The sequence below is a fragment of the Dellaglioa sp. CoH-55-MRSF-9 genome, assembly GCF_056782155.1.
Map to the genome: position 1 here is coordinate 1 of NZ_JBXAYG010000045.1, position 303 is coordinate 303.

Annotated in this window: 1 pseudogene; it reads left to right on the forward strand. The window is 54.5% G+C overall.

Annotated features, from left to right (window positions below):
• Positions 1-303 (forward strand): annotated as a pseudogene (locus AC1RPV_RS07730) (hypothetical protein); the annotation flags it as partial.

A 303-nucleotide genomic window follows, 5' to 3' on the forward strand; every position in this document is an offset into this window, starting at 1 on the left:
GTCGAAGACGACGAGGACGAGGATGAAGATGATGACGGACTCGACGACGAAGACGAAGATGAGGACGACGAACCCCCGAAGAAGTCTAAAAAGCAGGTGAAGAGCAAGAAGAAACCTGTCGATGAGGACGACGAGGACGAGGATGAGGACGACGACCTCGAAGATGAAGACGAGGATGACGAGCCACCAAAGTCGGAGAAGAAAGCGCCGGCCAAGGGAAAGAAAAAGCCCGTCGATGAAGCTGAGGACGACGAAGACGACGACCTTGACGAAGATGAGGACGACGAGGATGAACCTCCGAAG